Origin of the sequence: Sphingobium sp. JAI105 (assembly GCF_015752145.1) — a bacterium.
GTDB lineage: Bacteria > Pseudomonadota > Alphaproteobacteria > Sphingomonadales > Sphingomonadaceae > Sphingobium > Sphingobium xenophagum.
The window spans coordinates 51,589-70,717 of record NZ_JADOUC010000002.1 but is presented as its reverse complement, the minus strand read 5'-3'; the positions used below and the strand labels follow the sequence as shown (position 1 = coordinate 70,717).

The following is a 19,129-nucleotide window of genomic DNA, read 5'->3' as shown; positions in this document are numbered from 1 at the left end:
ATCATCCTGACACCCGTCCTTTTTCAGCTTTGCTGTTCGAGGCTGTTGTCGCTCGGGCGGCGCCATAATTTGTGCTGAATATTGCTTATCTGCGGATGCTATCGGCTGATGATCTGCGGCAGTTGGCAGTTTTTCTGCCAGAAGCGATCGTCGGCCAACTCATTTCCGATTCCGGCAAAAGTAAAGGGAAACAGGAAATTATGCCGATTGCGCTGTGGGTATGACCATGAGTTTGCCGCCTTGGCCTTCATGATGTCATCGCCGGTCAGGCAGGCTGTTCCAATTCGTCCAGATATCCCCTGTCGCCCAGATTGAAGCTGCGCACGACGAAATAGCTGAAATAGCGATCCACCAGCGATCCTTCGTCGACGATCTTCATGATCGTTTCGCAATAATGGGCGACAGATCGCGTCACGAATTTGAGGATATAATCGCAATCGCCGGTGACGCGCGCGCATTCGCACAATTCATCGATTGTCTTGAGCTTCTGTTCGAAGCGCGACACGGTCGCCATGCGTCGATCCTGAAGGGTGATCTCCGTGAAAACCGTGACCAGTTCACCAATCGCCGAAAGATTGAGCTTCGCCCGATAGCCGGTAATATATCCCGCCTTTTCAAGGCGCGTCACGCGGGTCAGGCAGGGACTGGGCGTCAGGCCGACCTTTTCCGCCAGCAGCGAATTGGTCATGCGGCCCTGTTTTTCCAACTCCGCCATGATCCGAAGATCGATCGCATCAAATTTTATCATGGCCTCTGCGATCGCACGATCTCCGTCTTGAAAATTGCAGGCAGTATGATTGGCGATCGATACATCATATACCGATCGCCTGATATATCTTAAAGCCCGACCAGGGCGGGAAGTTCGCTGAAGTCCTTGATCCGCACGACGCCATAATGGTCTGTCGGCGCTTCATGGCCGCGATCGACGAAAACCTTGGCGCCAAAGCCCAGGTCATGCGCGCTCATCAGATCATAGCGCGGGCTGGATGAGACATGCATCATGTCTTCCGGCGCGCAGCCCAGTTGATCGACCATATATTCAAAGGGCCGCAACAGCGGCTTGTAGGCGCCGGCCTCCTCCGCTGTGTAAATTGCGTGGAACGGTACGCCGATGTTGCGCGCGCTGTGGGGGATAAGGTCGGTCATGCTGTTGGAGAGGATGACGAGCGGATAATGTTCCGCTACCCGGCCCAATGGTCCCGGCACATCCGCATGGGGCTGCCAGGTCGGAATAGCATCGTATAGCGCCTGGACGTCGCTGGCGTCACAGACCACGCCATATCGCTCGCACGCGCGCGCGATCGCATTGTCAATGACGTCGTAGAACGGCTTCCATGCGCCCAGCACTTCATCCAGCCGATAGATGCGAAAGGCATCGAGGAATCCGGGCATCGCCGCGGGATCGACCCGATCAGCGAAAATCTGACCCGCTGTCGGCCCCATGATGAAATTGATCATCGTGCCATAGCAGTCGAAACTAATATATCTGGGCCTGAACATGGTCGCTCGCACCTTGATTGTGATGTCTGACGCGCTTGATGCTAGGCAAAGCGTTGCGGGAAATGCTGCTGTGCTTCCAGCCTTTCGAAGAATCTTGCCCTGTGAACCGGCATATTGGCCAGCATCAATATGCAGTGTCGCTATCGTCGGACAGGCTTGGCCTAGACGCCAATAGGCAGCGGCCGGTTGCGGATGGGCATTCCGGAAACGATGAAGACAGAATAGCTCTGAATTCCCAGATCCGCCTGCCAAATATCCTCCATGACGCGCGCGGGGCCATCATATCCCGGCGCGACGATTTTCATGAGATAATCATATTTGCCGTTGACCATGTGGAATTCCACCACTTCCCGGATGCGGATGATCGCCTTTTCAAATCTCTGCGCTTCCGCACGCCGGTGGTTTTTGAGAATGACCTGAACATAGGCGGTTATGAAGTTTCCCAACTTCTCCAGATCAAATTGCGCTTCATACCCGACGATGATCCCTGCTTTCTGGAGGCGCTTGATCCGCGCCAGGCAGGGGCTGGGGGACAGGCCGACGGCATCTGCCAAATCGACGTTGCTGATGCGACCATCGGTCTGAAGCTGCCGAAGGATTTTAAGGTCGATCCGATCAAGTTTCATGGCAATTCCCAATCCCGCACGGATGGCGACTAGCGATCGCTGACAACATGTGAGCCAACCTATGTCGAGACCCTGCTTCTTCCAATCCGAATTCAGTCGGTCGGGACATAGTGGGAGATCGCTGCCGGTTCGAACGGTCTGGCAAACTTGGAGCCGACGGCGATTGCCCCGATGCATGACCCAGCCGTCCTGTCGCCGGAGCAACTTAAATCGGGATGGCTCGCCATATCAGGTCATGTATCTCTCTGTTGTCGAATCATTGTTTCCGCTTCTTCATTGAAAGCCCTTTCCACGCGAAAATCTGCGCTTTGACGGGCGCTGGTCATGCATTTGTTGACGTTTTTATCAGCTTCCGCGGTAGAATTTGCGGCGGCATATGCCCTAGGCTATCTGCGCCCCGATGATCGACTGGGTTCGGCGGTGGGCATGAGGAAAAAAGGTGGAAAAGCTCGACCGGCTGGACTTCAGGATATTGGCTTATCTACAGGATAACGGACGTGTGACGAACGTCGCGCTCGCCAAGGCGATCGGCCTGTCAGCCAGCCCTTGCTTGTCCCGGCTGAAACGGCTGGAGGATTGCGGCTATATCAAATCCTACGGAGCCCGCATCGCGCTTCAAAAACTCGGCGATTCGCTCATGGTCTTCACCGAAGTGACGCTTGCAGACCATAGAATTGCCGATTTTCAACGCTTTCTAACACAAGCAAGAAAAATCCCACAAGTCATGGAATGTCACCATGTCAGTGGTGGCTATGACTATTTCCTCAAAATCATCGCGCGTAGCGTGAGCCACTACCAATCCATCATCGAAGAACTTCTGGAAAGCGACGCAGGGATCGAAAAATATTTCAGCTATATTGTTCTGGAATCCCCCATAGTCCGCGACTCATATCCTATCGCCGAAATGTTCCTATTGGAATGATATTGATCATCTATACAACAATAGAAATTATATACAGAAATTTCATCAATAATTACCATGAACGAATAGTATCGCCATCATACTCTGCTGCCTTGCAGGCATGCGGATTACGGACAATATGAAACAGGCGGACGATGATCTCACCCTATTCTTGACCGACGGGACGCAATGAGCTCAGCGTGTCAGACCGTCCTTGACCCACGCGGCGCCGACCGTGCGCGCTTGCAATCAGCCAAGGGCATGCATTATTTGCCAACAAGCCGACGGCGCTTGTCGCCTATCTCTTTCTTTGCTTTTTCGATCAATTCGAGTTCGGTGACAACGAGCAAATCTTCAGACACACGGCGAAGGTGATCGCGCATCGCGCTGCGTGATGCAGCAGGGTCGCGAGTTGACAGTGCATCCAAAATCCTCCTGTGTTCCGAAGGGCGAGGATTAATGCCACTGCTTCGTGCCTGGTGAAACATATGCTTGCAAAGGGGCGAAGTTTCTCGAACGTCCCACAATGTTTCGATTGTCTGTTCGATAAGACTGTTCTTGGTTCCTCTTGCAATCGCCAGATGGAACTTGCGGTCGAAGGATAGTTCTTCTGCCGACGCAGGGTCAACGTCCTCCATCTTTACCAGAATATCGCCCAATTCGTGCAATTCGTCGTCCGTCATGGCTAGCGCGGCTAGTGCCGCTGCCTCCCCCTCGAACATCATACGGGCTTCGATCAGCTCAAACGCGCCGACGTCCAACTCGGCAAGATTTTCCTCCATCGCCGGCAGGTGGACAACATATACGCCAGACCCATGTTTGACCTCCACGAGATTGCGTATCTCGAGGGCAATGATTGCTTCCCTCACCGTCGGTCGGCTGACACCAAATTTGTCAGCCAGATCTCGTTCAGGCGGGAGACGTGCGCCCAAGGGATAGGCGCCATCCTTGATGCCCTGCTCAATCTTCCGGGCGACATTTTGATACAGCTTCAGCTTGGGTTGCATGGGTTTGACCATGTCACAGCTTTTTTGCTGCCGCAAGTTACCTTACCAATCTCAAGCGTCATCAGCGGTTGAATCGCCCGCCATCCTATGGCCCAAGGCTTGGACAAGGTGTTCCATGGTAAGGGCATTCGCGACGCAATGAGGAGCGAAAATGCCGTCTGGGCCGAGAATGGCATGGGCGAAGCCTTCGTCGTCGCGGCGCGCGAAGGGGCTCAATATATCGGCCATCGGATCTTCGATCTGCCCCCACCGGTCGATATTGTCACCGCGTAAGTGGCGGCGCCAAGCGGCGATGGCGGCCAGGATCGCTGGGCTTTGCTGTCCCGCACATTGGCGCTCGGCCAAGGTCTCAAGCCAGCGTTGCGGGACTTTCTGGCTACCGTCCATCGCAATCTGGATCAGTTTGTGGTCGACAGTCGGATTGGCAAACCGATCAAGCAATTGGTCGGCATAAGCGAAAAGATCTTGCTCAGGCGCCGGCCTTATGGTGGGCAGTGCTTCGTCCCGCATAAGCGCGGTCACGATGGGGCGAACGATTGGATCCATCACCGCTTCGCGCACGAAGCTGTGACCACGCAACAGTCCAAGATATGCAAGTGCGGAATGTGCGCCATTCAACATGCGCAGCTTCGCGGTTTCATAGGGGGCAACGTCGGTGACGATACTGGCGCCGACGAGATCCCAGGCTGGCCGGGAGCCGGCAAAATCATCCTCGATGACCCATTGACTGAAAGGCTCGGTGACGATTGCGCCGCGATCGTCGGCGCCTATGGCGGTGCTTGCGAAGTCGCGATCCTCACTGGATGGCGCAGGCACGATGCGGTCCACCATGGAGCAAGGGAAGCGACATTCTGCCTCGATCCAGGCACCGACGTCCGTATCCAGATCTCTTGCATAAGCAAGGAGCAATGTCTTGAGCTGTCGGCCATTGTTGGCAAGATTGTCGCAAGACAGAAGAGTGACGCCCGGCAAGCCTTCGACCATGCGCTTTCGCAGCCCTTTAAGCAGCAGAGGGTAAATGCTGCCGTCATCAGCCGCTGCCCTGTCGATGCCACCGTCCGGTGCGCGGCAATAGCCTTTTTCCGTGACAGTGAAGCTGATCACATGCACGTCCGCGCTGGCAATTGTCGCCACGATAGCCGGTGCATCTTGCGATGCGACCAGAACCTGGCGCACTGATGCGATGATTTCCGTTGCGCGACCCTGGGCGGAGGAGGTGGTCAGGGTATAGAGTCCATCCTGCGGATTAAGCTGATCGCGGATAGTAGGCGAGCGCATGGAAACGCCAATGATCATCCAGTCCCGGTCGCCGGCTATCATCGCCCTATGGGTGTACCATGCCTGATGTGCCCGATGGAAAGCGCCAATGCCGAAATGCACAATGCCTGTCTTCTGCGCATCTCGGTCATAGGAGAATGGTGCCTGTCCATCAGCAATGGCACGCAGCCTTTCGGCATTTAGGCGCGTTCCCGACATTTCGTCACCCATCACAGCCGATACGCCGTCTTAACAAGATTATAGGTCAGATCGCGCGCGAGTTCCGCCGCCTCCCAGTCGGCCAGACGATGTTCAACAACCAGTTGGGCCAGAAAACCGCAGTCGATCCGGCGCGCGACATCATGGCGTGCTGGAATGGACAGAAAGGCGCGCGTGTCGTCGTTGAAACCGACCGTGTTGTAAAAGCCTGCTGTCTCGGTCGTCATATGCCTGAAGCGTCGCATGCCTTCGGGGCTGTCATGAAACCACCAGGCCGGCCCGAGCTTCAGGCAGGGGTAATGGCCGGCCAACGGCGCAAGCTCGCGCGCATAGACGCTCTCGTCCAAGGTGAACAAGATGATCGACAGGCGCGGGTCGTTACCAAACCGGTCGAGCAGGGGCTTCAAGTTGGCGACGAATTCCGTACGCATTGGTATGTCGGCACCCTTGTCGCGCCCGAAGCGCGCGAACAGGCTGGCATTATGATTGCGGAAGGAGCCGGGATGGATTTGCATGACCAGGCCGTCATCCACGCTCATCCCAGCCATTTCGGTCAACATCTGCGCGCGGAACAGTTCGGCGTCGTGCATATCAAACATTCCGCTGACAATCTTGGCGAAAAGGGAGGCAGCCTCATCGGGCGGCAGGTTCGCCGTCCGGGGGGTTGCGTGTCCATGGTCGCTTGACGTCGCCCCCATCTCGGCGAAGAAGGCGCGGCGCTGCCGATGCGCGGCGAGATAGCCGCTCCAGGTGAAGCAATCCTTCCCTGTTAAATCCGATAGCCTGCCGAGATTTGCGGTAAAGCCTTCAAACTCAGGGTCGATGACGGCGTCGGGACGATATGCCGTGATCACTTTGCCCTGCCAGCCGTCCGCTTTCCGATTCTCCGCGCGGATGGCGGCATGATGATCCAGAGTATCGAGCGGACCTTCCGTCGTCGCGATGACTTCGATCCCGAAACGATCGAACAAGGCCCGTGGGCGAAAGGCTTCGGACGCAAGACTTTCCGTGATGCTGTCATAATAAAGGTCGCTGGTGGCTGCCCCGAACTGGACCTTCATGCCGAACACCGCCGCGAAGACCCAGTCCAGCCACATACGCGACGGTGTGCCTCTAAAAAGGTGATAATGGCTGGCAAATAGCCGCCAAGCTTCGCGCGGATCGGCGAGAGAGTCGCCGATCCCCAATGCTTCCAGCGGGATACCCTGCGAATAAAGCATCCGGAAAATATAGTGATCGGGCTTCAGCAGCAGATCGGTCGCGTCCCCGAACGCCTCATTCTTCGCGAACCAGGCCGGATCGGTATGGCCATGCGGGCTGACAATCGGCAGCGACGCGACACTGTCGTAAAGCTGCCGAGCGATCAGACGGGTGGCCGGTTCCGCCGGAAGAAGGCGGTCGGGATGTAGATCGAGAATGTTTGCCATCTGTGTCCGGTCCCATGCTGATGAACTATCCCAATCTCATAATGGATCATGAGCTGCCTGCAAGACATATGATCTCTTGTGAAAAAAAGGTAAAACCAATATCAGGCTGGGGTGAGCGGCGTTTACGCCGATTTTAAGGAGGGCTCGCATGAAGATCGTATCGGCCAAGGTCATCGTGACCTGCCCAGGGCGCAATTTTGTCACGCTGAAAATCATGACCGACCAAGGCGTCTATGGCATTGGCGACGCGACAATGAACGGTCGGGAAAAGGCGGTTGTCGCCTATTTGGAGGACCATGTCGTGCCGTGCCTGATCGGTATGGACCCACGGCGGATCGAAGATATCTGGCAATATCTGTATCGTGGTGCCTATTGGCGGCGCGGGCCTGTTACAATGCGGGCTATCGCAGCCGTTGATGTCGCCCTGTGGGATATCAAGGCGAAGATGGCAAACATGCCGCTCTACCAGATCCTTGGTGGCCGCAGCCGGGATGGTGTGATGGTCTATGGTCATGCCAATGGCAGCGACATCGCTGAAACAGTGGATGCAGTTGGTCAATATATCGATCTGGGATATAAGGCGATCCGCGCGCAGACGGGCGTTCCGGGCATTAAGGACGCCTATGGCGTAGGTCGTGGAAAACTCTATTACGAACCGGCCGATGCATCCTTGCCGTCGGTGACGGGATGGGACACGCGCAAGGCGCTCAACTATGTGCCCAAGCTGTTCGAGACGCTGCGCGCGACCTATGGCTTCGATCACCATCTCCTGCACGATGGACATCATCGCTATACGCCACAGGAAGCAGCCAATCTGGGCAAGATGCTGGAACCCTATCAACTGTTCTGGCTGGAGGATGTGACGCCCGCCGAAAATCAGGAGGCGTTCAAGCTTGTCCGCCAGCATACAGTCACGCCACTTGCAGTCGGAGAAATCTTCAACACCATTTGGGACGCCAAGGATCTGATCCAGAATCAGTTGATCGACTATATCCGCTGTACGATCGTCAGTGCGGGGGGCGTCACGCATCTGCGCCGGATCGCCGATCTGGCAAGCCTTTATCAGGTGCGCACCGGCAGCCATGGCGCGACGGATCTGTCGCCGGTCACCATGGGGACCGCGCTGCATTTCGATACCTGGGTACCCAATTTCGGCATTCAGGAATATATGCGGCATACCGAGGAAACCGACGCCGTGTTCCCTCATGACTATCATTTTGCCGATGGCGCGTTGTTCTGTGGTGAAACGCCCGGTCATGGCGTCGACATCGATGAGGAACTGGCGGCCAAATATCCTTACAAGCCCGCTTATCTGCCGATAGCCCGGTTGGAAGATGGCACAATGTGGAGCTGGTGAGTTGCCTGACGCAATCTTCCTGGGTGAAGCGATGCTGGAGCTTTCGCAAAACGGGGAAAGCTGGACGCTTGGATATGGAGGCGACACGCTGAACACGGCTGTCCACCTGGCGCGTGCGGGGATAGATATAGGCTATTTCACGGCGATGGGGGTTGACGAGTTCAGCAAGCAAGCAACCCGGAAATGGCAGGCGGAAGGGCTGGACACTAGTCTGGTCCTGACGCACTCTGCGCGAATAGGCGGCCTTTATGCCATTTCTTGCGATGCAGGTGGCGAGCGTAGCTTCACCTATTGGCGGGGCGAGAGCGCGGCGCGGGAGATGTTTGACTGTCCCGGAACTGCCGCCGCTTGCGAGGCGGTTGGCAAGGCGCGCTTGTTTGGGTTCTCCCTGATTAGCCTTGCCATCCTGAACGATCGGGGCCGCAACAAGGTGTTGGAGATGGCGCGGGGCGTCCGCGACGCGGGTGGCATGGTGGCCTTCGATGGCAATTATCGTCCACAACTATGGACGGACCGGGAAACGGCGCAACTTTGGCGGACCAGGGCGATAGAAGTGGCGTCGGTCGGGTTGCCAACGCAGGAGGATGAAGAGGCCTTGTCTGGTCTAGCCAGCGCATCTGCCATCGCCGAACATTGGCGAGGGCTGGGATGTGTGGAAGTGATCGTCAAGATGGGCGTTCAGGGCGCGTGCCTCGGCGGGGGACCTGTCATCGCTCCACCTCAACGATTGGAGGCGGTTGATACTTCTGGCGCGGGTGATGCGTTCAACGCGGGCTATCTTGCCGCCCGACTAAGCGGTGCGTCCGTGGAAGTGGCCACGTTGCGGGGACACCAGCTTGCAGGTTGGTGCGTGATGCAACGCGGCGCGATCCCACCTCGACCCCGATCCCCGTTAGCCAATCCCTATGCAGCTTTACGTCACTGAGGTGGCCTTGTCACATTGACCCGATTTCGAATATTCAGGACATTGAGCCAGCGCTGGTTGGTGGGTCATGAATATCGCAGCACCCTTATTTGCAGCTACCTACGCCTGCGCAGTTAATATTGACCTGACTGCGGCGAAACTACCGACGCGCTCGCGCAGCATGCTCTTGCATGCCGCCACCCTGCCAAACCCAAGCGCTCCCAATTTCAAGGCGCTGCGGCAGGAATGGGCCAGGATGTTGCCCTGATCAGGAGATCGGGGCGCTATATATTATTGAGAGTGCGGGGCGACGCATTGATCGATTTCACCGAATAATGCACCGCCATCCCCTGCCGTCATTCTGACGCGGTCGCCGAAGCGAAGGAAAGATGTCTTCGGCTGACCGTCCTGTATCATTTCGATTGCACGACGTTCCGAAATGCAGGTCGATCCTACCGATGCATAATCGGTGTTGGAAACAGTGCCCGATCCGATGATAGTGCCCGCGCACAAGGAACGGGTTCTCGCGGCATGCGCGATAAGGTCGTGGAAGCCGTAAGCCATTGCTTCGCCCGACGGATGGCCAAACCATTGCCCATTCACCTCCACCCGAAGCGGCAAGCAGACGCGCCCGTTAATCCATCTATCTCCAAGTGCGTCTGGGGTTACGGCAAACGGCGCGACGCTGCATGCCGGCTTTGCTTGAATCCAGCCAAATCCGGTCTTCATTTCGGCCGGAGCGACGGCACGCAGTGACCAGTCGTTGAGGAGCAGGATGAGCCGTATATGCTGCATGGCTTCATTCGCTGGGCAACCCATCGGAACATCATCCGTGACAACCGCAAATTCGCCCTCGAAATCAATGAAATCCTCTTCGCTGGGCAAGATCACATCTTCCAGCCCCGACAGGAATTGGTGGCTTAGCCCCTGGTACATGAGTGGCTTGTCAGTTTCGATCGGTGGGTGTTTGAACGCCGTTTCCATTAACGTGCCGTGGTTGGGAAAGGCGGAACCATCAAGCCACTGCCAAGTGCGGGGCAACGGGGCGATAAGGGAGGCTGGATCTATCGCGAAACCGTTGCCACGCGCGATGCTCGCCGCGACAGTCGACGCGTGTTGCTTTAGAGCATCCCAATTGGCTATCGAATGCAGCAGGTTAGGGAAGCCGCTGCCCATCGGCAGCCCATATAGTCCATCGTCAGCGACGAGCAGCAGTTCGCCATCCGCGGTTCCATTGTCGCGCGTCGCAAAACGCATGGTCAATCCTTTCGACTTGTCGTTTACGGCTGGTGTCGGAGCTATCGGGGGAAATCATCGTCCCAGGCGTGACGAATTTCTACCTGAGTGATGGCGCCGTTTGGCCTTTCAGCGCTTCAGATCAGGTTCGAATGTCCCATCGATCAGAATGAAAGCGATGCGACAGTTGCGATCGGAGCGGTTTGACCAGCCGTGGTTCGTGCCGCGTTGTATGACGATGTCGCCGGCACGGACCGTGGTTTCGCCTTCATCCATGATGAGCACCAGTTCGCCGTCCAGCACGATGCCATAGTCGATCGTTTCGGTACGGTGCATCAGGGCATGGCGTGAGTTCTGTCCCCCATGTGCTGAAGCGCTGCCTGCACCGACTTCGGCAAAATGAGCCTTGGCTTCTTCTGCTGTCATCTCGCGGATGCCGTCCCCCTCTGGCGGAATGTCGAGGATCCGGATGCGCGTGCCGCCTTTTGGGGGTGCCAGGGTGATGCCACCTTCGTCAGGCTCATCCGATGCTGCATCGATGGGGGCAGGGGTCTGTGTCGTGTTCCAGACTTCGTGGAAGATCGGACCGATTTCACCACCAACGCGCTGCACGCGGGAGACCGGACCATCCTCCTGAATGATCGCGCGGCCATCTGCATCATGGCCGGTGACCACGCGGCGAACGGGTGAATATTCCATTGCTTCAATCCTTTGTGACAATCGGGTGGAACAGGCGATGCTGCATCCATAGGGTGACGTTCCCCGTCCATGCGCGGATTGCGCACCAGCGCCTTTTTCATGCGCGAACACAGGGCGCGCTCGTCGGGCCTGGCCGTCAGCTTATCCGCTATTGCCCCCTAGCGTTTGGGCGAACCAGTCGGCGAGAAGATCTCGGCCATAGGACATATTATCCGCGCCGACATGTTCGACCCCACCCTCACGCGCGGTGAAGATCATTTTCTCTCGCCGGGGAGAATTTACGAGTTGATCGTACAGATCGTCGGCGTAGGCGACGCTGATCTGACGATCGTTGGCGCCGTGGGTGACGAGGAAAGGTACCTTGATCCGGTCCATGTGGCCGTTCAGGTTCATCGTTTCGGACTTGGCAAGGAAGTCATCCTGATCCTTCGCGCCGAAGGCCCAGTGAACATGCGCCCAATAATGCGGAACCGGATTCTCGCCCTCGCGCGCCATCCGCTTGTCCTGCACCTCCCGCCAGTTGTGGTTCGCGCCCCAGACGGCGCCACTGGCGAAGCGCGGTTCATAAGCGACCGCTCTGGGCGCAAAATGCCCCCCAAGCGATATGCCGGTCATCCCGATGGCCTTAGGATCGACGTCTCTTTGTTGTTCCAGCCAATCCACTGCCTTGCTTGCCCAGCTTTCGCTGTGCGGATCGACGGGCAAGCCCTGGAGCCGCAACGTCTCCCCCGATCCTGGCTGATCGACGCAGAGGGTAGATATGCCCCGTCGCGCCAGTTCGACTGGCAAATTGGTCCAGTAAAGCAATTCCTTGCAGCTATCGAGCCCGTTGCAGAATACGACTACCGGCTTCTTGCCTGCGCCGGGCGCGCGGGTGAAGAGTGCGGGCATAGTGCCGGTTTCAAGTGGGATTTCGACCCGTTCACGGTTGAGTTTGCCAAGCGCTGTGGATCGGTCAAAAGCCTCTCGTGCCTTTGCGTAGGTCTCCTTACGACCCGGCGCTCCATGACCCTGCATCCGTTCGGCAACGAACAGATAAAGCGACGCGCGCTCCAGCTTGTTCGAGGCGGAAAAAGCGCGCCCCTTCGCCTCGTCTTCGGCCGCGAGTTCCAGCAGGCTGTCGCCCATGCGCGACCATGCCTGCATGAACTGCGGCGTACCTGCGTCTCCGCCATTGGCGGCCGCATCCCGTATCGGTTGGCACATATCGACGATCTCGCCAATGCGCCCACCACTTTCGAGGGCGATCGCAACGGAGAGGTTCCAGATATAGTTTGGGAAATATTCGAACAGCGCCATGGATCAGACCTCCACCGCCACGAACAGGCCCTTGTCCGCCTCCGGATGCGGCATGGTCTGAGGGCCGCCAACGCCTATGCCCCATTGGTCCATAACCTTCGGCCCCGGAATATGGACCTTCGCCTCATGGGCTTCAAAGTCGACATCTTCCAGTTCAGACGTATACTCGACGGCAAAGCCCGCAGGCGTCGTGAAATAGCTGAAAGTGTTGTTGCCCGCAGTATGACGTCCAGGCCCCCAACGGATGTCCGTGCCTTTCTGTCGCAGGCGATTAATGCCCACCATCATGTCATCGACCGAAAGCATGTCGTAGGCGACATGGTTGAGGCAGGGCGGTCCGGGAAGGATGGCAATGCGATGATGGGCTGAATTACAGCGCAAAAAGGCCATGAAATCGCCCAGCCAGTCCGACAGCTTGAAGCCCAATACGTCGCAGAACCATTCAACCAGCTTTTTGTGATCGGGCGAATGGAGTACGATGTGGCTGATTTTCTGGGGGATGCCCTCCCACCGGTCAAGCGTGCGGGGAGTGCGGACATGGACGTCGCTCGAAACCTCGAAAGGGAGGCCGTCGGGCGAGAAGAAACGGAAGCCGTAACCGCCGCCCAACGTGTCGAGATCCTTTGGCGCAAAGATGATCCGACAACCGGACGCCACAACCTTGGCATGCAGCGCATCGACATCGGCGCGCGCGTCTGCCGCCAACGCGATCACGTCGATCCGCTGATCTTCTGCCTGTCGCAGGCGAACGACATAGCCTTCCGCGCCGCCATCGGCCGTAAAATAGACCATTCCGTCCTGCTCGCCGACTTCCACCAGCTTCCACTGGTCGGCGTAAAAGGACCGTTCATTTTCAAGATCGGGCAGCGCGTAGCCCACATAGCGAATTTCCGTAACACGACTCATAGCTATCGCTTCCTTCAGATCGGTTGGGACACCATCGCGAACATGTCCGCGGTAGCTTTGTGATTGTCGACGGCCGGCCCTTTACCAAGCTGGCCCATGCAGATGGCGAGCGATTGCTCGACGATATAACGGCAGCGGTCGTAACGGCGCTCACGGTAAGCAAGAAAGGCGGCTTCGGGCGTGTCAGCCCTTGCCAGTTCCTCGGCCAGCACGATGCTGTCCTCGATAGCCATGCCCGCACCCTGTCCCAGGTGCGGCGTGGTCGCGTGGATCGCGTCACCCAACAGAACCACCCTGCCATTGTGCCAAGGGCCATGCATCATGAGGGTTTCGAGCGGACGATAAACCACGCCAGCATCATCGGTGATGTGTTCGGCAAGGGCGCGAATGGCCGGCGAACAATCCGCCATTTTCCCCCGCATCCGCGCGGCCATGCCTTCTTTCGGGTACCAAGGATTGTCCGGCTCTGGCGTGGTTACGAAAATATACATGAGATCCCCGGAAATCGGGACCAGGCCGACGCCCGTTGCGCCATTATATGCCTGAAGGGAATCGAGCCCCTCTGGACGCGGCAGGTTGTAGCGCCACACTGCTTGCCCGGTGAATTCAGGCTTCGGCGCATCGCGGAAAAACTCTGCCCGTATTTGTGAATAAACACCGTCCGCGCCGATCACGATGTCATAATCCCCGCTCGAACCATCAGAAAATGCGACGTGCACGCAATCGTCCTGATCGTCGATCGATACAGCGGTGATCCCAAGGCGCACCTGTGCGCCCGATGCGATGGTGCGATCGCCCAGCATCTTGTGCAATGCGGGTCGCCCGACACCCATATTGGCAGGATAGCCGTCCACCAGCTTGGGAGAGGGAATGCGGGCCACCTTGACACCCTCCGGCGTGAACACTTCGACCGTATCGAACCCTGCGCCCGCCGCGACATATTCATCCAACAGTTGAAGATGATGCATGGCGCGCAGGACATTCGACTGTTGGATGATCCCGACGCCATAGACCGACCAGCTTGGGTCGCGTTCAATGACGGTCACGTCAAACTCATGGCGACGTAGGGCAATGGCGGAGGTTAGACCGCCAATACCACCGCCGATGATCAGGATATTTGCTTTTTTCATGAGTTCTTCGGCTTTCCTGAATGGGGACGGAAACAGTCTTGACCCTGATTGACTGCAATCGTTGCAGGGCTGTCGAAAGCGGAGCGGATGTCTGGCTTGCGCATCTGCATTTTTACGTCCTTGGCACGCGGGGCGTTGGCCAGGCGGGATGCAAACATCGCGTCCAAGCCCGTTTGCGAGCTCGAACAATGAGCCATCTGCGCTATGACCAATCGGGTCGTTGGTTGCCGAGAGACAATCGCATCGGCAGAGAGACGGCCTTCCGCCTTGGCCCGATTGGGAAGGCGAGACCTGGCGAGCACATTTGCGAACGGCACCTTGAAAGGCATGGGCATGCCCCCCGGCATCGTCACGCAGCAGAGGAATTGGTTCATATGGGCCCCTCCCAAAGCCGATCTGCGTCGGACGAAAGGGGAGTGACACATCAATAAGATAACGTAAAATGGATGATATATCTCATTATTGATCAATGAAAGTGATGGTACATGCGGCTCGACCGGTTCGACCTCAATTTGCTCGTGGCTTTCGACATTCTGGTGGAAGAGCGAAATGTCACTCGCGCTGCGAAGCGCCTCAACCTCACGCAATCAGCCATGAGCGCGGCATTAAGGCGACTGCGAGAGGCTTTTGCAGACGACATATTGGTGCAGCATGGAAAGAAGATGATCCCCACTGCGGCAGCCTTGTCGCTTGCACCGGAAATTTCCGCGCTCGTCGCGGATTTGCGGGGTCTCATATCGCGCGGACTGGCGTTCAACCCGGCTGACAGCCAACGCCTGTTCCGTATCGTCGCATCGGATTATGTCACGACCGTACTGATAGGTCCGCTCGTCGAGCGACTACAGCTTATCGCCCCGCAGGTGCGCCTGGAAATCACTCTGCCCCGCAACAATATCAGCGAGAGGCTCGAGGATGGTGACATCGACCTCATCATATCGCCCGAACGCTTTCTGGAAGGCCAGCATCCCAAGGAGCTGCTCTTTGAAGAAAATCATGTCGTCGTTGGGTGGACCGGCAATCCGCATATCCAGCAGGAGTTGACGGAAGAGATTTATTATCAGGCAGGGCATGTGACAGTAAGCGTGTCGCGGGATGGCACATTTATAGACAATCATCTGCGAGACCGCGGCGATCGTCGGCGAATTGAAATCTGGTGCGCCGCGTTTAGTCAGGTGGCCTGGATGCTGCCGGGGACAACTCGACTTGCGTTGATGCACGAAAGGCTGGCCAAGGTTATGGCCAATGCGCTGCCGCTTCGCATCATGCAGCCACCGACGCCTTTACCCGTCATGCAGGAGATGATGCAATATCATCAGGCGCGCGCAGCCGACCCCGGCCTCAACTGGCTACGGGCGCAGCTTGGCCAGGCGGCAAACGCGTTCAACACCGAATTGGATTGTCAATAAGGTCTATGATGGTATTGCCACTTTAGCGATTTTTTGCAGTTCTCATGTAGCCAATTCGCAACACGCGGAACTGTGGCGCGTGTGTGGAGATGGCAAATCTCTGTTACGTCGCGCCAGAAGCCACTTTCTTACCTGTGATCATTCATCAATCCTGTTGATGGATAACGAGAAATAAAAATCACTGGTTTAATCATGCGCCGATCCGTAAAAATTGGACAAACCAAATGTCTAGCCGATCACGGGCGTAAAAGAGGGGATAGAAAATGAAAATCAGCCGGTTCAAGTCATCGACGACGGATATCAACCGTTCGATCAAGCTGTGCCTTCTCGCCGGTGCTGGTTTGTGCCTGCCCGCCGGCGTCGCATTCGCGCAGGACTCGACAACCGGCTCTGCGCCGCAGGATGAGGCATCTTCGTCCGGCCAAGACATCGTCGTGACAGCGTCCCGCCTGTCGCGCAGCGGTTATACGGCGCCTACTCCGACAACTGTGATCGGGCAGGAATTTCTGGAGGCGCGAGCCATCACCAATGTTGGCGACGCGATAAATCGTGTTCCTGCGTTTCGCGCGGCTGTTTCGCCAAATGCCGGCGGGTTGGGCAATTCAGGCGCGTTTCTTGCGGACCTTCGCGGTCTGGGGCCAACGCGGACCCTCGTGCTGCTGGATCGTGCCCGCCTTCCCCAGACAATCACGCCCGGCCTGACCACGTCCGCCGGTTCCACAGATCTCAACGTCATTCCGACCGTATTGATCAAGAACTCCGACGTCGTCACCGGCGGCGCATCGGCGGCTTATGGGTCTGATGCTGTAGCGGGTGTCATCAACTTTCAGCTTGATGATCGTTTCGTGGGGATAAAGGGTTCTGCCCAGTATAGCGAAACGCGCTACAACGACGCGAAAAGCAAGTTTGCAACATTGGCCGCCGGGGCGAACTTCGCGGATGGCCGCGGTCATTTCGTGGCCGGCTTTGAATATAATGATGATGGCGGTACGGGGGCTTATAACACCCGGCGCGGCTGGGGCCGGGAAGCTTGGAACTCGGCGGTTATTGCCAATCGGCCCGCGGGCACGGCGGCAAATGTGCTGGGCCCGAACGGCAACTATTATGGAACGGGTAGCAGCGGCGGCGTGATCCTCTCCGCCGGCGCGCTGCAGGGGTTGGCATTCGTGCGCAATTCCGCCGGTGCCGTCACGACGACGACGTTCAATCGAGGATTGAGCAACCTTACGTCCAGCCTTGACTTCTTCTCGCCCACCGCACTTGCCGCCAACATCGCGGCAGGAATCAACAATCTCAATCCGCAGCAGCTTCGACCCAAACAGTCGCGCTTCAACGCGATTTCCAAACTGTCTTTTGATTTTAACGACAGCCTCAGCCTGTTTGTCACGCCGATGTATTCCAGCGTGCGGACCGAAGGCATCGTTATCGTTCGCCGTGACGGTGCAGGCGCGGGCCCAGCGCTCAATATCGCACGAGACAATGCCTATCTGGCACAGGCTCTGACACCCGCGCAACTGGCGCTGGTGCCGGCAACCGGGTTGTCGGTGGGATATTCGGGCCAGGATTTCGGTCCATCCAGGCGCATCATCGAGAATGAACTATTCCGCGTCCACACCGGCTTGAAAGGGAGCTTTGGCGGGTCGTGGAAATGGGACGCTTCCTATCTTTACGGTCAGAATATATCGAGCGTCTCGATCGCCAATACCTTCAACAACGCCAACTTCCGCAATGCGATTGACGCTGTAACTGTCGACGGACAGATTGTTTGCCGCAATGCGGCTGCGCGCGCAGCGGGCTGCGTGCCAATCAATATTCTGGGTTCGGCCGTGGCTTCGGACGCGGCGCGTTCCTATGCAATGGGTACGGCCATCGGCCGCGGCAAGACGCAGCTCAATGATTTTGCTGCCAATGTGCAGGGCGAGCCGTTTTCGACCTGGGCGGGTCCGGTCTCTGTCGGTGTCGGCGCGGAATATCGCAAAGAGTCCGTTGAACTCACAACGGACGCGGTTTCGCGGGCTAACGGTTGGTTGTCGGGGGCTGGATTGACGCTGCCCAAGGTCAGCCAAAATGTGAAGGAAGCCTATGTCGAAGCCATCGTTCCGCTGGCGCAGGATATGGCCTTTGCGCGCAAGATCGAGTTGAACGGTGCTGCGCGCATCACTGACTATAGTACGTCGGGCAGCGTAACGACCTGGAAAGCTGGCCTTACCTGGGAAGTGATCGATGGGCTGATGTTCCGCACGACGCGGTCGCGCGACATTCGTGCCCCCAACCTGATCGAATTGTTCACGCCACAGACGCAATCTTTGCCATTGCCGACCGATCCGCGTCCCAATATCGCACGACCCACGAACAATGCAGGGTTCGTGGTTGGCGGCAACCAGGATCTGACACCGGAAAAGTCGATCACCCAAACCGTAGGCGTGACGTATCAACCCGAATTCCTGCGCGCGCTTCGTCTGTCGGTCGATTATTATAACATCCGTATCAAGGATGCGATCACTTCGACCAGCACGCAGAATGTCGTCAACAACTGCTTTGTTGGCGGAACCTATACTGGCAACAGCTGGTGTTCTTTGATCAGCTTCGCCAATAATGATCCTGTCGCAGGTCAGTTGACCGGCGTGCGCGGTGTCACGGCTAACGTGGCAGAGTTCAAGACGAAGGGACTCGATTTTCAGGCTACCTACAATCAGTCTGTTGCCGGCGGCAACCTGACGGCCAACCTGCTGGCAACCCATGTTATGTCGTTTGAATCTTCGGTTGACGTCTCGGCGCTCTTTCCGAACGGTATCGACCGTGCGGGGCAGACAGGCGCACAGTTTGGCGGGGCTGCGGGCCTTCCCAAATGGCTGTTCAACGTCACCCTGGATTACGAGAATTCCGGTTTTGGCGTGAATGCGAATGCACGCTGGATATCGAAGTCGAAGCAGAATAACGGCCTGTTCGGTCCGGATGATCCACAATATAACCCGGCGGCGTCGACCAGCATCAACAATAATGACATTCCGGCCGTAGCCTATCTCGACCTAGGTGTTCGTTATGCCTTTGGCGCTGAAAAGCAGTTCACAGTCTATTTTAACGTGGACAATGTGTTCGACAAGGATCCCCCATTGCCCGCAAATGGCAGCGCTTATTATGATCTGATGGGCCGTACCTATAAGGGCGGTGTCCGTTTCAATTTCTAAGCAAATGGCGGGGCAGGATGGCGGACGGCGGTCTGTCAGAATGCCTCGCCCTTCATCCCAGTCGGGC

The 19,129-nt window shown here is 57.1% G+C and carries 19 protein-coding genes; 7 read left to right on the top strand and 12 right to left on the bottom strand.

Going from position 1 to position 19,129, the window contains the following annotated elements:
• The first annotated feature begins 71 nt into the window (after positions 1 to 71).
• Positions 72 to 224, top strand: a complete 153-nt coding sequence (locus tag IWY39_RS17765; RefSeq protein ID WP_181316808.1) for a hypothetical protein — start codon at positions 72 to 74, stop codon at positions 222 to 224.
• Positions 225 to 265: 41 nt separating this feature from the next.
• Here IWY39_RS17765 and IWY39_RS17760 read toward each other — a convergent pair whose 3' ends face one another.
• The 3 genes from IWY39_RS17760 to IWY39_RS17750 all read right to left on the bottom strand — a co-directional run bounded on the left by IWY39_RS17760 (position 266) and on the right by IWY39_RS17750 (position 2,303).
• Complete coding sequence (locus IWY39_RS17760) at positions 266 to 748, bottom strand: Lrp/AsnC family transcriptional regulator (protein ID WP_107125714.1); 483 nt, start codon at positions 746 to 748, stop codon at positions 266 to 268.
• Positions 749 to 837: 89 nt separating this feature from the next.
• Complete coding sequence (locus IWY39_RS17755) at positions 838 to 1,500, bottom strand: haloacid dehalogenase type II (RefSeq protein ID WP_107125713.1); 663 nt, start codon at positions 1,498 to 1,500, stop codon at positions 838 to 840.
• 161 nt (positions 1,501 to 1,661) lie between these two features.
• The gene (locus IWY39_RS17750; protein WP_231377792.1) at positions 1,662 to 2,303 is read right to left on the bottom strand and encodes an Lrp/AsnC family transcriptional regulator; all 642 of its coding nucleotides are present in this window, start codon (positions 2,301 to 2,303) and stop codon (positions 1,662 to 1,664) included.
• A 262-nt stretch (positions 2,304 to 2,565) separates the two neighbouring features.
• On the opposite strand from IWY39_RS17750, the gene IWY39_RS17745 reads away from it, so the two are divergent.
• Positions 2,566 to 3,048, top strand: coding sequence for an Lrp/AsnC family transcriptional regulator (locus IWY39_RS17745; protein WP_107125711.1), 483 nt, complete (start codon positions 2,566 to 2,568; stop codon positions 3,046 to 3,048).
• Positions 3,049 to 3,293: 245 nt separating this feature from the next.
• Here the strand turns inward: IWY39_RS17745 and IWY39_RS17740 are convergent, their stop codons facing one another.
• From IWY39_RS17740 to uxaC, 3 genes are read right to left on the bottom strand one after another with little or no spacing between them, the layout of a single operon-like run.
• The gene (locus IWY39_RS17740; protein ID WP_107125743.1) at positions 3,294 to 4,034 is read right to left on the bottom strand and encodes a FadR/GntR family transcriptional regulator; all 741 of its coding nucleotides are present in this window, start codon (positions 4,032 to 4,034) and stop codon (positions 3,294 to 3,296) included.
• A gap of 51 nt (positions 4,035 to 4,085) precedes the next feature.
• Positions 4,086 to 5,510 carry a mannitol dehydrogenase family protein gene (locus IWY39_RS17735; RefSeq protein WP_107125742.1) on the bottom strand — a complete coding sequence of 475 codons (1,425 nt, stop codon included), beginning with the start codon at positions 5,508 to 5,510 and terminating at the stop codon, positions 4,086 to 4,088.
• An 11-nt stretch (positions 5,511 to 5,521) separates the two neighbouring features.
• On the bottom strand, positions 5,522 to 6,937 hold the full coding sequence (gene uxaC, locus IWY39_RS17730; RefSeq protein ID WP_107125710.1) for a glucuronate isomerase: 1,416 nt from the start codon (positions 6,935 to 6,937) through the stop codon (positions 5,522 to 5,524).
• A gap of 148 nt (positions 6,938 to 7,085) precedes the next feature.
• Between uxaC and manD the strand changes: the two genes are divergently transcribed.
• From manD to IWY39_RS17715, 3 genes are all read left to right on the top strand, one after another.
• Positions 7,086 to 8,294, top strand: a complete 1,209-nt coding sequence (manD, locus tag IWY39_RS17725; RefSeq protein WP_107125709.1) for a D-mannonate dehydratase ManD — start codon at positions 7,086 to 7,088, stop codon at positions 8,292 to 8,294.
• Between the two features lie 31 nt (positions 8,295 to 8,325).
• Positions 8,326 to 9,219, top strand: coding sequence for a sugar kinase (locus tag IWY39_RS17720; protein ID WP_107125741.1), 894 nt, complete (start codon positions 8,326 to 8,328; stop codon positions 9,217 to 9,219).
• A gap of 67 nt (positions 9,220 to 9,286) precedes the next feature.
• Positions 9,287 to 9,466: a hypothetical protein gene (locus IWY39_RS17715; RefSeq protein WP_107125708.1), complete on the top strand. Its 180-nt coding sequence runs from the start codon at positions 9,287 to 9,289 to the stop codon at positions 9,464 to 9,466.
• A 23-nt stretch (positions 9,467 to 9,489) separates the two neighbouring features.
• Here IWY39_RS17715 and IWY39_RS17710 read toward each other — a convergent pair whose 3' ends face one another.
• The 6 genes from IWY39_RS17710 to IWY39_RS17685 form a co-directional block, all read right to left on the bottom strand.
• Positions 9,490 to 10,455 (bottom strand): fumarylacetoacetate hydrolase family protein, encoded by a 966-nt coding sequence (locus IWY39_RS17710; protein ID WP_107125707.1) that lies wholly within the window; start codon positions 10,453 to 10,455, stop codon positions 9,490 to 9,492.
• Positions 10,456 to 10,563: 108 nt separating this feature from the next.
• Positions 10,564 to 11,133 (bottom strand): cupin domain-containing protein, encoded by a 570-nt coding sequence (locus tag IWY39_RS17705; protein WP_107125706.1) that lies wholly within the window; start codon positions 11,131 to 11,133, stop codon positions 10,564 to 10,566.
• A 141-nt stretch (positions 11,134 to 11,274) separates the two neighbouring features.
• Positions 11,275 to 12,432 carry an alpha/beta hydrolase family protein gene (locus IWY39_RS17700; protein WP_107125705.1) on the bottom strand — a complete coding sequence of 386 codons (1,158 nt, stop codon included), beginning with the start codon at positions 12,430 to 12,432 and terminating at the stop codon, positions 11,275 to 11,277.
• A 3-nt stretch (positions 12,433 to 12,435) separates the two neighbouring features.
• Entirely contained in the window at positions 12,436 to 13,338 is a 903-nt protein-coding gene (locus tag IWY39_RS17695; RefSeq protein WP_107125704.1) for a VOC family protein, read from the bottom strand.
• A 14-nt stretch (positions 13,339 to 13,352) separates the two neighbouring features.
• Positions 13,353 to 14,468 carry an FAD-dependent oxidoreductase gene (locus tag IWY39_RS17690; protein WP_107125703.1) on the bottom strand — a complete coding sequence of 372 codons (1,116 nt, stop codon included), beginning with the start codon at positions 14,466 to 14,468 and terminating at the stop codon, positions 13,353 to 13,355.
• The gene (locus IWY39_RS17685; protein ID WP_107125702.1) at positions 14,465 to 14,842 is read right to left on the bottom strand and encodes a hypothetical protein; all 378 of its coding nucleotides are present in this window, start codon (positions 14,840 to 14,842) and stop codon (positions 14,465 to 14,467) included. Before IWY39_RS17685 ends, IWY39_RS17690 begins: the two co-directional genes overlap by 4 nt.
• A gap of 111 nt (positions 14,843 to 14,953) precedes the next feature.
• Between IWY39_RS17685 and IWY39_RS17680 the strand changes: the two genes are divergently transcribed.
• A complete protein-coding gene (locus tag IWY39_RS17680) occupies positions 14,954 to 15,874 on the top strand; it encodes a LysR family transcriptional regulator (protein WP_107125701.1) in 921 nt (306 codons plus the stop codon).
• A 263-nt stretch (positions 15,875 to 16,137) separates the two neighbouring features.
• Positions 16,138 to 19,062, top strand: a complete 2,925-nt coding sequence (locus IWY39_RS17675) for a TonB-dependent receptor domain-containing protein (protein ID WP_107125700.1) — start codon at positions 16,138 to 16,140, stop codon at positions 19,060 to 19,062.
• Positions 19,063 to 19,129: the final 67 nt, after the last annotated feature.

What these genes read in the sequence shown, in the direction of transcription:
- IWY39_RS17685 (WP_107125702.1), bottom strand. Translation starts at nt 14,842, where the DNA reads ATGAACCAATTCCTCTGCTGCGTGACGATGCCGGGGGGCATGCCCATG.
- manD (WP_107125709.1), top strand. Translation starts at nt 7,086, where the DNA reads ATGAAGATCGTATCGGCCAAGGTCATCGTGACCTGCCCAGGGCGCAAT.
- IWY39_RS17705 (WP_107125706.1), bottom strand. Translation starts at nt 11,133, where the DNA reads ATGGAATATTCACCCGTTCGCCGCGTGGTCACCGGCCATGATGCAGAT.
- IWY39_RS17715 (WP_107125708.1), top strand. Translation starts at nt 9,287, where the DNA reads ATGAATATCGCAGCACCCTTATTTGCAGCTACCTACGCCTGCGCAGTT.
- IWY39_RS17740 (WP_107125743.1), bottom strand. Translation starts at nt 4,034, where the DNA reads ATGCAACCCAAGCTGAAGCTGTATCAAAATGTCGCCCGGAAGATTGAG.
- IWY39_RS17760 (WP_107125714.1), bottom strand. Translation starts at nt 748, where the DNA reads ATGATAAAATTTGATGCGATCGATCTTCGGATCATGGCGGAGTTGGAA.
- uxaC (WP_107125710.1), bottom strand. Translation starts at nt 6,937, where the DNA reads ATGGCAAACATTCTCGATCTACATCCCGACCGCCTTCTTCCGGCGGAA.
- IWY39_RS17755 (WP_107125713.1), bottom strand. Translation starts at nt 1,500, where the DNA reads ATGTTCAGGCCCAGATATATTAGTTTCGACTGCTATGGCACGATGATC.
- IWY39_RS17695 (WP_107125704.1), bottom strand. Translation starts at nt 13,338, where the DNA reads ATGAGTCGTGTTACGGAAATTCGCTATGTGGGCTACGCGCTGCCCGAT.
- IWY39_RS17675 (WP_107125700.1), top strand. Translation starts at nt 16,138, where the DNA reads ATGAAAATCAGCCGGTTCAAGTCATCGACGACGGATATCAACCGTTCG.
- IWY39_RS17750 (WP_231377792.1), bottom strand. Translation starts at nt 2,303, where the DNA reads ATGCATCGGGGCAATCGCCGTCGGCTCCAAGTTTGCCAGACCGTTCGA.
- IWY39_RS17700 (WP_107125705.1), bottom strand. Translation starts at nt 12,432, where the DNA reads ATGGCGCTGTTCGAATATTTCCCAAACTATATCTGGAACCTCTCCGTT.
- IWY39_RS17680 (WP_107125701.1), top strand. Translation starts at nt 14,954, where the DNA reads ATGCGGCTCGACCGGTTCGACCTCAATTTGCTCGTGGCTTTCGACATT.
- IWY39_RS17690 (WP_107125703.1), bottom strand. Translation starts at nt 14,468, where the DNA reads ATGAAAAAAGCAAATATCCTGATCATCGGCGGTGGTATTGGCGGTCTA.
- IWY39_RS17720 (WP_107125741.1), top strand. Translation starts at nt 8,326, where the DNA reads ATGCTGGAGCTTTCGCAAAACGGGGAAAGCTGGACGCTTGGATATGGA.
- IWY39_RS17710 (WP_107125707.1), bottom strand. Translation starts at nt 10,455, where the DNA reads ATGCGTTTTGCGACGCGCGACAATGGAACCGCGGATGGCGAACTGCTG.
- IWY39_RS17735 (WP_107125742.1), bottom strand. Translation starts at nt 5,510, where the DNA reads ATGTCGGGAACGCGCCTAAATGCCGAAAGGCTGCGTGCCATTGCTGAT.